This is a genomic window from Empedobacter sp. R132-2 (assembly GCF_030324375.1).
GTDB classification, from domain to species: Bacteria; Bacteroidota; Bacteroidia; order Flavobacteriales; family Weeksellaceae; genus Empedobacter; species Empedobacter falsenii_B.
Window position 1 is genome coordinate 331,611 of record NZ_JACAGG010000001.1, and the last position, 10,131, is coordinate 341,741.

At 31.4% G+C, this 10,131-nt stretch carries 10 protein-coding genes; 6 read left to right on the forward strand and 4 right to left on the reverse strand.

All coding sequences use genetic code 11. The features are described from left to right. Window positions 1-180: 180 nt before the first annotated feature. Window positions 181-1,461 (reverse strand): replication-associated recombination protein A, encoded by a 1,281-nt coding sequence (locus tag HXZ69_RS01645; protein ID WP_286494802.1) that lies wholly within the window; start codon window positions 1,459-1,461, stop codon window positions 181-183. Window positions 1,462-1,574: 113 nt separating this feature from the next. Here HXZ69_RS01645 and HXZ69_RS01650 point away from each other — a divergent pair, with 113 nt between their 5' ends. From HXZ69_RS01650 to mscL, 5 genes are all read left to right on the forward strand, one after another. Further along, window positions 1,575-1,979 carry a hypothetical protein gene (locus tag HXZ69_RS01650; RefSeq protein WP_115001760.1) on the forward strand — a complete coding sequence of 135 codons (405 nt, stop codon included), beginning with the start codon at window positions 1,575-1,577 and terminating at the stop codon, window positions 1,977-1,979. 73 nt (window positions 1,980-2,052) lie between these two features. Continuing rightward, on the forward strand, window positions 2,053-2,544 hold the full coding sequence (locus HXZ69_RS01655; RefSeq protein WP_260391981.1) for a thioredoxin family protein: 492 nt from the start codon (window positions 2,053-2,055) through the stop codon (window positions 2,542-2,544). A gap of 98 nt (window positions 2,545-2,642) precedes the next feature. Next, window positions 2,643-2,876: a membrane protein insertion efficiency factor YidD gene (gene yidD, locus HXZ69_RS01660; RefSeq protein WP_125349653.1), complete on the forward strand. Its 234-nt coding sequence runs from the start codon at window positions 2,643-2,645 to the stop codon at window positions 2,874-2,876. Continuing rightward, window positions 2,876-3,769, forward strand: coding sequence for a prolipoprotein diacylglyceryl transferase (lgt, locus tag HXZ69_RS01665; protein WP_219034371.1), 894 nt, complete (start codon window positions 2,876-2,878; stop codon window positions 3,767-3,769). The genes yidD and lgt overlap by 1 nt, the downstream gene beginning before the upstream one ends. 34 nt (window positions 3,770-3,803) lie before the next feature. Next, window positions 3,804-4,187, forward strand: coding sequence for a large conductance mechanosensitive channel protein MscL (mscL, locus tag HXZ69_RS01670; protein ID WP_125349655.1), 384 nt, complete (start codon window positions 3,804-3,806; stop codon window positions 4,185-4,187). Window positions 4,188-4,261: 74 nt separating this feature from the next. Here the strand turns inward: mscL and HXZ69_RS01675 are convergent, their stop codons facing one another. Next, window positions 4,262-6,790, reverse strand: coding sequence for a TonB-dependent receptor (locus HXZ69_RS01675; RefSeq protein ID WP_286494799.1), 2,529 nt, complete (start codon window positions 6,788-6,790; stop codon window positions 4,262-4,264). A 236-nt stretch (window positions 6,791-7,026) separates the two neighbouring features. On the opposite strand from HXZ69_RS01675, the gene HXZ69_RS01680 reads away from it, so the two are divergent. Continuing rightward, window positions 7,027-7,353: a Spy/CpxP family protein refolding chaperone gene (locus HXZ69_RS01680; RefSeq protein WP_038332782.1), complete on the forward strand. Its 327-nt coding sequence runs from the start codon at window positions 7,027-7,029 to the stop codon at window positions 7,351-7,353. 934 nt (window positions 7,354-8,287) lie between these two features. Here the strand turns inward: HXZ69_RS01680 and HXZ69_RS01685 are convergent. Next, window positions 8,288-9,385 (reverse strand): hypothetical protein, encoded by a 1,098-nt coding sequence (locus HXZ69_RS01685; protein WP_115002130.1) that lies wholly within the window; start codon window positions 9,383-9,385, stop codon window positions 8,288-8,290. A gap of 2 nt (window positions 9,386-9,387) precedes the next feature. Continuing rightward, the coding region (locus HXZ69_RS01690) for an RNA polymerase sigma factor (protein WP_502875732.1) at window positions 9,388-10,131 on the reverse strand (744 nt) is incomplete at its 5' end.

A 10,131-nucleotide genomic window follows, 5' to 3' on the forward strand; every position in this document is an offset into this window, starting at 1 on the left:
TGATCGAAAAAGTTTAATTTTTTCTTTTTTTTAATCAATTTTTTACTTTTTATTAAGTTTTGGCACAAACCTTGTATATATACAATTACCAACCTATTATCATATAAACCAATCTAAACCAAAAAAATCAACCAAACCTTAAAATCTCAGTTAACAAATGATTAACTGGGATTTTTAATTTTAGTACCCATACTTTCCCTTCCACTTTTGATTGAGCGATTGTTTATCCACTTGCTCTCGTTTATTATTTCCTGGCTCATAAAAAGTCGTCCCCGAAATTTCATTTGGTAAAAATTCTTGCTCAGCAAAATTTCCTGGAAAATCGTGCGAATATTTATATTCCTTTCCATAATCCAAATCTTTCATCAACTTAGTTGGTGCATTTCGTAAATGCAACGGAACGGGTAAATCGCCGGTTTGTTTCACAATTTGTTGCGCTTTACCAATCGCTAAATAGGTTGCATTACTTTTTGGAGAATTCGCCAAATAAACCGCACATTGACTCAATAAAATGCGAGATTCTGGATAACCAATCACCGAAACAGCCTGAAACGTATTATTCGCCAAAATCATTGCAGTTGGATTTGCATTTCCCACATCTTCGGAAGCTAAAATCAACATTCGTCGTGCTATAAATTTCAAATCTTCACCACCTTCAATCATTCGAGCCAACCAATAAACCGCTCCATTTGGATCTGAACCACGAATCGATTTGATAAAAGCCGAAATAATATCGTAATGTTGTTCACCCGTTTTATCGTAACGTGCTAAATTTTGCTGAATACGTTCATGCACAATTTCATCGTTGATGATGATTTTATCTGTTGGAGAAAAACTATTAATCACCAACTCCAAACCATTCAACAATTTTCTTGCATCACCTCCCGAATATCTTAATAATGCATTTGTTTCAACTAATTCAATATTTAATTTAGATAAAACTGTATCTTTTTTTATAGCTCGTTCGATTAAATCAACTAAATCTTCTTTTTCGAGATGTTTCAACACATAAACTTGCGCACGTGAAAGCAAAGCTGGCACAACTTCGAAACTTGGATTTTCGGTTGTCGCTCCAATCAAAGTCACCAAACCAGTTTCTACCGCTCCCAACAAACTGTCTTGCTGTGATTTATTGAAACGATGAATTTCATCTATAAATAAAATCGGATTTTTCGTTCCCGAAAACAAATTTTGATTCTTTGCTTTTTCAATTACTTCACGCACTTCTTTCACACCAGAATTTATGGCGCTCAACGTATAAAATGGTCGATCAGTTAATTCGGAAATCAATTGAGCTAGTGTCGTTTTTCCTGTCCCTGGCGGTCCCCAAAAAATCATCGAAGCAATCATATCATGTTGCAACATCATTTTTATTGGTCCGTTTTCGCCCACCAAATGCTTTTGATTAATGTATTCTTCAAGCGTTTTTGGACGCATTCTTTCAGCTAAAGGCGCATTCATAAAATCTTGTTTAGATTTCAAAGTTAGGGAATGTTTTGTCAAAATGAATGATTTTTTGGGCGACATATTTTGGCATTTAGATTTATTTTCTTTGTGTTAGAATAAAAATTAAAATGATGAAGAAAGCGTTAGAATGTGCTTTAATTTTAACAAGAAAGCACCAACTTTTGGGTGATAAAATTGCTTTATCAACTGATTATTTGAAAAAGATTGAACTAAAAGATAAACAATCAGAAATCAATAAACAAATGATTGAGTTTTTGGTCGAATTGCAAGAATTTGTAGAATTTATCAGAGTAAATCAAGAACTTAGATTGATGTATGTTGAATTGGTGAATTATTATTTCACACAAATTCATCATCAAATTAATTTTTATGAAATAGAATTGGACCGTTTAGAATTTGAATCAAAATTCTCAATCAATATGATTAATCAATTTAATCAAAACGAAAAAAATAATGAAATAAATTCGGTTCAAGAAAAACTAAATTTATATTACACGATTATTAATTCGTAGAAAAACGTTTTCGGCATAATTTTTTATTGTAAATTCGACTTAATATTTAGAATTTGAAATGAAAAAATTAACTATGTTTTTTAGCTTAATGATTTTATCGTTAAGTTTTGCATTTGGTCAACAAACTGAAAAACCAAAAATTTATAGTGAAGAAGCAAATCCGAAAGTAGATATCGCGAATGCGGTGCAAAAAGCTTCTGCTGAAAAGAAACACGTTTTATTGCAAATTGGAGGTAATTGGTGTGCTTGGTGTGTGATGTTTGATAAATTGACAAAAGAAAATCAAGAAGTAAAAGATTATATTGCGAATAATTATGAAGTGGTTCATGTAAATTATTCTCCAAAAAATAAAAACGAAGAAACGTTAGCTGCATTGAAACACCCAGAGCGTTTTGGATTTCCTGTTTTTGTAATTTTAGATGAGAAAGGAAATTTAATTCACACACAAAACTCAGCTTATCTTGAAAGCAAAGAAGTGAAAGGACATGATCCGAAAGTTGTGTTAGAGTTTTTACAAAACTGGTCTTACAAAGCATTAGATCCAGCGAGTTATACTAAAAAATAATATGCGTTAAGCACGTATCGTATAGAGAATCAATCAGCAAAAGCATAAACTTTTTAGATTGATTCTTTTTTATTTCGGTTATTGATTAACTTTGTGAGATGAACAAAATTTTGGTTACACCATTTATTCTGTTGGTAAGATTTTATCAATTAGCGATTTCTCCTTGGATGGGAAGCAATTGTAGATATCAACCAACTTGCTCTTCTTATATGATAGAGGCGCTAAAAGAACATGGTTTGCTAAAAGGTTTGTGGCTCGGAACAAAAAGAATTGGTCGCTGTCATCCTTGGGGAGGACATGGATACGACCCTGTACCTAAAAAGAAAAATTAATGATTAACTTAATTTCGTTTATCGATTGGAATCCAAAACCTTATTTATTTGAAATAGCAGGATTCAAAGTACATATTTACAGTTTATGTTGGATAGTTGCCTTTGTAGTAGGCTGGTATTTGATGTCAAATATTTTCAAGAAAGAAAATCAGAAAAAAGAATTACTTGACCCTTTATTCCTTTACACATTTATTGGAGCAATTGTAGGTGCAAGACTCGGAGAATATATTTTTTATGATCCTGCTGCGTTTATTGAACGACCAATCGAAGTTTTCTTACCTGTACAACACTCACCAGGACAAAGTGCTTTCTTTGGATTATTACAAGATTACGAATTTGTAGGATTTAGTGGACTTGCAAGTCACGGAGCTGCATTAGGTGTAATTTTAACTTCCTATTTATTTAGTAGAAAATATTTGCATCGTAATGTATTGTGGTTGTTAGACCGTATTGCTGTTGTTGTTCCTTTTGGTGGAGCTGCGGTTCGAATTGGAAATTTTTACAACTCAGAAATTGTAGGAAAAGCATCAGAATTACCTTGGGCAGTAAAATTTCATCAACAAAGTTTGGGATATGGAGAAGTAATTCCTCGTCATCCAGCTCAAATTTATGAAGCGATTGGATATGTTATCTTAGGAATTATTATGCTTTATATGTACAACAAAACAGATAAGACAAAATATTTGGGAGCTTTGTTAGGCATATTCTTATTTTTATTATTTTTAATACGATTTGTTGTTGAGTTCTATAAAGAAAATCAAGGAGAAGAAGCAGTTGCTCAAATGTTGAATATAGGATTAAACAATGGTCAAATCTTAAGTATTCCTTTTATGTTAATCGGTTTATACTTATTTATCTCTTCTAAAAATAGATTAGATATCAATCAACCTTAGAATTATTATAAACTTAGAAATAAATTATAGACTTATGGGATTTTTTAAAGAATTTAAAGAGTTTGCAGTAAAAGGTAACGTAGTAGATTTAGCTGTCGGTGTAGTTATCGGTGGTGCCTTTGGTAAAATTGTTACTTCTTTAGTTGAAGATATCATTACGCCAGCCATTTTAAATCCAGCCTTGAAAGCTATTGACGCTGAAAATTTAGCTGCATTAGTAATACCAGGGACTGCAATTAAATATGGTAGCTTTTTAGCTGCTGCTATTTCTTTTATAGTTGTTGCATTTGCTTTATTCGTAATGATTAAAGGAATTAACAAATTGAAAAAAGAAGCCCCTGCTGAAGAACCAGCTCCTGCAGGACCAACACAAGAAGAATTATTGGCTGAAATTCGTGATTTGTTAAAAAACAAATAATTCGTTTTCATTCAAAATGATAAAAAAATGGATCGCAATTGCGATCCATTTTTTTATCGATTATTTTCAAACTCTTAAGAAGCTGCTTGCATTTGCATTTCTTCTCCACCTCCCATTTCTTCTCCATCTGGGCGTTGTTGTTTATTCTTTTCTCTTTCGTTTGTTTTCTTAAAACGATATGTAAACGATAAGTTAATTGAACGTTTCATCCAACGCATACTTTCGTAATTAGTGTAATCTGCTCCATAAGTAGTAGATTCTCTTTTTCTTGAGTTGAACACGTCACGAATATTTAAAGATAATGTAGCTTGTTTGTTGAATAAATCTTTTGATAAAGAAAAATCCATTGACAAATTATCTTCAATTTTTTGTTGAGCCGTTTTCATGCTTCCCATGTAATTTCCAGCAACCTGAATTTTGAAATCTGCAGGTAATATAAAGTTAGAAGACAAACGTCCACGAGAACTAAATCCGTCTCCAGAGAAATCTTGCGTATCTACTTTTGTACTTTCTACTCCTGTTACAGGATCTTTTACAACGTTTGTTTCTTCGTAGAAACCTGTTCTATTGTATCCAAATAAATTTACATTGAACATCAAACTCCACCATTTAGCTGGTTTGTAAGTCGCTGTTAAATCTAAACCATAACGATCTTCATCACCAATGTTGATTGGTTTTGTAATAAATACTTCATCTCCGTTATCGTTATAATTTTTACGTTGAAACTGATTAATCATATCAGTTGTTCTTTGGTAAAATAAACTTGGCGTTACCATCAACTTTCCTACAGTTGTGATATAAGCTAACTCGTATGAATTTGTATAAGTAGGATTAAGATCTGGATTACCATTTCTTACATTTCTATCATCTGTTGCAGAAAAGAAAGGCATTAACATGAATCCCATTGGACGACGAACACGACGAGAATAACTTAATTGTAATTCGTTTTTCTCAGTAAACTTATAATTCAACGTTAATGTTGGGAATAAATCTGTATATTTTTTTGAAATATTTTCTCCGCTTGTGTAGTTTTTGATTTTCATATCAGAACTCTCTAAACGTAAACCTGCGAAGTATTGAAATTTTTCTCCAATTGCGTTTCCATATTGTGTATAAGCTGCAAATACATTTTGTTGATTATCTACATTTGCAAAGAATCTACTATCTTCTTCATAATCTCCAGCGTCAGTTAAAAAGAATGTTCTGTTATTAGTTTTCGTATCACTAAAATCTGCACGAGCACCTAATTCAAATTTTCCTTTTTCTCCAATTGGACGAACATAATCTGCTGTTAAAACTACATTTTTCTGATCTTCTAAATTATCAGTAATACGATTTGTAATTTCATCTACATAGTTACCTGTAGTTTTGTCTAATACTTTTGTTAAACCATTAACAAAACCATCTTCGTCTTCTTTTTGAGACGAAAAACGTCCTGTGAATGCAAATTCATGACCTTTTTTATCAAACTCGTGTTTATAATTAAAATCTAAATCAAAGTTATTTTCAATTTCTTTCTCATTCTGAAGATTATATTCATTCTTCAAGAAAGTCATTGCATTATCAAAGTAATTATAATCAACTAAAGCATTGTTATTTCCATTATTGTAACGATAACCTGCAGATAAACCTATTGTATTTTTATCATCTAAATAATATTCTCCACCCAAACGAATGTTGTAATTTCTACGAATTCTATTATTATCTCGGTTTGTAGATCTATATTGTTTTACAACATCTGTTCCTTCATTATAACTTGTCATAAAAGCAGAACCTTCACCTTCTCTATCCATATAACGAGAACCTAAAGTTGTAAAAATGTTATATTTTTTTGTTTTATAATTCAAGTTTACATTTCCTCCAACCATTTTAGGAATTCCTCCATTCAAGGTTACAGAACCATTAAAACCTGTATTAGAACCTTTTTTCAATACAATATTGATGATCCCCGCAGAACCTGAAGCTTCGTAACGAGCAGAAGGGTTTGTTACCAATTCAATACGTTCTACATTTTCGGCTGGAATATTTTTTAAAGCTTCCGCTACATCAGAAACACCCAACATTCCCGAAGGTTTTCCATCAATCAAGAATTTTACATTATCATTTCCTCTCAACGAAACATTTCCTTCTGCATCAACAGAAACCGATGGTACATTTGCTAAAGCATCAGACAATGTTTGACCTTGCGACATTGGATCATTCGCCATATCATACACTTTTTTGTCCAATTCTACTTTATAAATTGGCTTTTCCGCTGTTACAACTGCTGCTCCTAACGAAACTGTTTGCGTCGTTTTTACAGTAAAAGTACCTAGATCTAATGCAGATTCTAAATTAATCTGTTTTTCTATTACATCGTATCCCAATGGCTCAATCACAAGAACATATTGCCCAGCCTTTGCTTCTACTGTAAATTCTCCTTTTGCATCCGTTGCCGCTTCTGCCACAACTCCATCTTCCGAGCTTTCAAGCGATATTGTAGTGTATTCTACAGGTTTGTTTTCACTTGATAAGACTTTCCCTTTAATTTTTAAAAGCTCTTGCGCATTCAATCCTGCACAAACACAAATAAAAATCAAAGCAAATAAACTTCTTAACCTCATTTGTTTAATTTTTCGTTTTGTAGTTTTATAATTTTACAACTTGTTTGACAATCCTTTTTGGAAAAGGTTTAATCGATTTCAAAAATAATTTAAAAAATATTGGTCGATTATTCATCACAAATGTTACATCTTTTAAAAGATTTCATCATAACCGAAAAATTTTAACATTTATCGTTTTAAACCTTTTTAATTTTTTGAAGTCTTAAGAATAAATAAAACAAAAAAAGTTGATAATTATGAGAACAGCATTTTATAAATATGTAGGATTAGGATTAATTGCTTTCACTTTAACAACTGCTTCAGCGCAAGACAGAAATGAAGGATCGAGAGAGCAGAAATTACAACAATTAAAAAAAGATTTGAACTTGACAGATGCGCAAGTCATCAAAATCAAACAAATTGAGGACAGCTACAAAGACGAAAAAATTGAATTGAAAAAGAAAATGAAAGAAGTTCGTCAAAAGGAGTTTAATGAAATCAATGCTGTTTTTACGCCAGAACAAAAAGCAACATTGAAGGAATTGCACGCCAAAAAACATCAAAATAAAAAAGGAGCTAATTAATAGCTCCTTTTTTATTTAATACAATTATTACAACTTAATACGTTTATCTTTTTTACAAAGCAACTAGGCAATCGTCACAACACCTGAGTTACAAAAACCTTTTACATACATTCTACTGCCACTATGTTGCCTTCATCTTGCCTTGATGTTGGGAGTATCCTGCTACTGTCCCGTCCTAATGACCCGTCCTAAAATAACTATACATGTTTTTAAATAAATCCTGTTATAGTTATACACCAATTGATCTTAATCCTAAATTTACTATACAAGGGAGTTTTGATTATTAAAACTTCTATTATAATTTTTCCATCTTTTCTTTTTAATCGTCTTTGTTCAAATTGAATTTCAATTGTTTTATATATTCATAAGGACGTAACGAAGTCACTTGAAAAAAAAACATCAGAAAAGTGACGTACAGAGGAAAAGCCTCCTAACTCAGCTAAGTCTTTTACAGAATATTTATGGTATGTACTATTTATTTGGTTGATAAATGAAGTAGAGGAGATGCTTGCTTCTCAAATCTACAAAAATCAAATCAATGTTTCTTGTTTTTAATGTATGCTATAATAAGTTATAATGTTTTTTTAATTAATGATTCCCGCTTCGCGGTAATTTTCGCGAGTCCTTAACCACAAAGTATCCGCTGTTGCTTTGCTTAAATCAGCAAACCATCACCGTTTAATCATTTGTTGTAGTAAAAATCAAAACATTTGTATAAAATATTTTAACCATGACTTTTTGTATAAAAAACAACTAAACTAGCATCACAACACCTGAACTACAAAAATCTTTTATATACATTCTACTGCCACTATGTTGCCTTTATCTATTCAAGTATACACTCAAACACTCTTAGTATATGTTGTTTACATTTAGTGAGTGTTCGTAATCAACCTCACCTTATGGGTGTACAATCACCCTCAAAAATTATAATTTATGCTATAATAAGCTCAATTCCTGCTTTCTCTGCTTTGTATTTTATTTTAGTCATCAGTTCATAATAACTCCAATTCCTCAGTACAAATTCTTCTTCTTTAGCTAGCTCGATTTTTTCTTCTTGATCCAATAAAATAAGTGTTCCTGCTTTATATTTGATACAAAAATCAATTAACATTTTACTATAGACATGTAGTCTATGATGCACATAATTTTTTTCTACTTGACTCATTTTATCTAGGGCTTTTAGTTTTCTCGTTCTTCCTTTTCCCGATTTCGCATAGGCTACTCCTGCTTGCGTTCGTTGACGGGATGCTTGTATCGCTAACCTTCGGTAAAGAAACTCTTCTTTAGTACCAATAGTAAGCCGAGATTTACCTACTTTTACAACCAATGGATATTCCAACGACAAGGAAGCTTCTGCAATAATTTCGGATTGTAATTGATGGTTTTCTTTTTCAACTTCAACGGCTACTAACCAAAATATTTTACTTTTTTCTAACTTTATTTGTGAAGTGCAAAGTTTTATTTCTCCACTTATCACTTGTTCCAGTAGTTTTTTATTACCTGTAAAATCTTTTCCTAAATAAGTTTTGAATGGTATTTTAAATAAGATAAAACAAAAATTTTTCTTCTCTTCATTATAACATAATTTAGTTATTTTACTGCTATTAAAAGGAAATGCCATAGCTCGTTTAAAATTTTTTAATGAGATTTCACCTTTCCAATATTTGACACAATCTTTTTTAAAAGATTGATACAACATATTATTCAAACAAGATAAAATATTCATTGGAACTTCTCCTTTAAAACGATTTGAAAGTACACGATAAATGGTATTCATTCTAGAGCACTCTAGTATACCCTCTGCATCTTTCTTCTCGTCCATTAATTTATATTTAACTCCTTCAGAGAGGTAAAAAAAATCTTTCATCATTTCTTGTACATACAAATGAGAAACAATCAAATTAGCGGCTTTAAAACATCTATTTTGCCATTTATAAAGCGTATCCAAAACTTCTTTACGTTCTTCTTGAGTTGGTAAATCGATAATTAATTGTATTTTTCGAGTGAGTATTAAAGTAGATTTTTCCATCATCAATAGTTTAGTGATTGAACTTTGTTTTGTTGAGTGAATTTATAGGCGACTATAAATTCGTTGTGTACTTCTTTTTGAGACAGTTCTAATTCTTCAGCGATATTGGCAAAAGATTGTTTATGCTTACATCGAAGTTTTAATATCAACGATTGTGTTTCGGATATTTTATCTTGTTTCTCTTCAGTAGAGACTGTTTTGGTTTTAATAATTAACTTATCATGATGACTTAAAATCTTCTTAAGATCCGCTATAGCATGTTTAATTTCGTTACTGGTTTCTGTTATTCCTCTTCCCATTGCTTTAGCAATCGCTTTATATTTAAATCCATGTTTTAAACAAAGTTCTATCAAATGTTTTCTTTCAGTACTTAATAGAGGTAATACTTTTATAATTTCATCAAAATAGTGCTGTTGTGTTTCTTGTTCATTCAGGTTTTCTATTACATCAGCGGGATCATATCCAGCCAAATAACTTTGATAATTCTCATAACTCTCTAGCGAGTTTACTGTTGCAAAAAACTTATTCTTCGGTTTACGATAATGTAAATAGCAACTGTACTTCATTACAAGCCTCAAAAAGAAAAAGATATGATCAAGGGACTCAATCTTCTCACGATATTCCCATAATTTCAGAAAAGCATCTTGTACCAAACATTCTACTACAAACTCATCCTCAATTATTTGTTTACCAAACCAAAAGATTCGTTTATTGTACCTGACATAAATACGTTCGAAGGCAGCAGA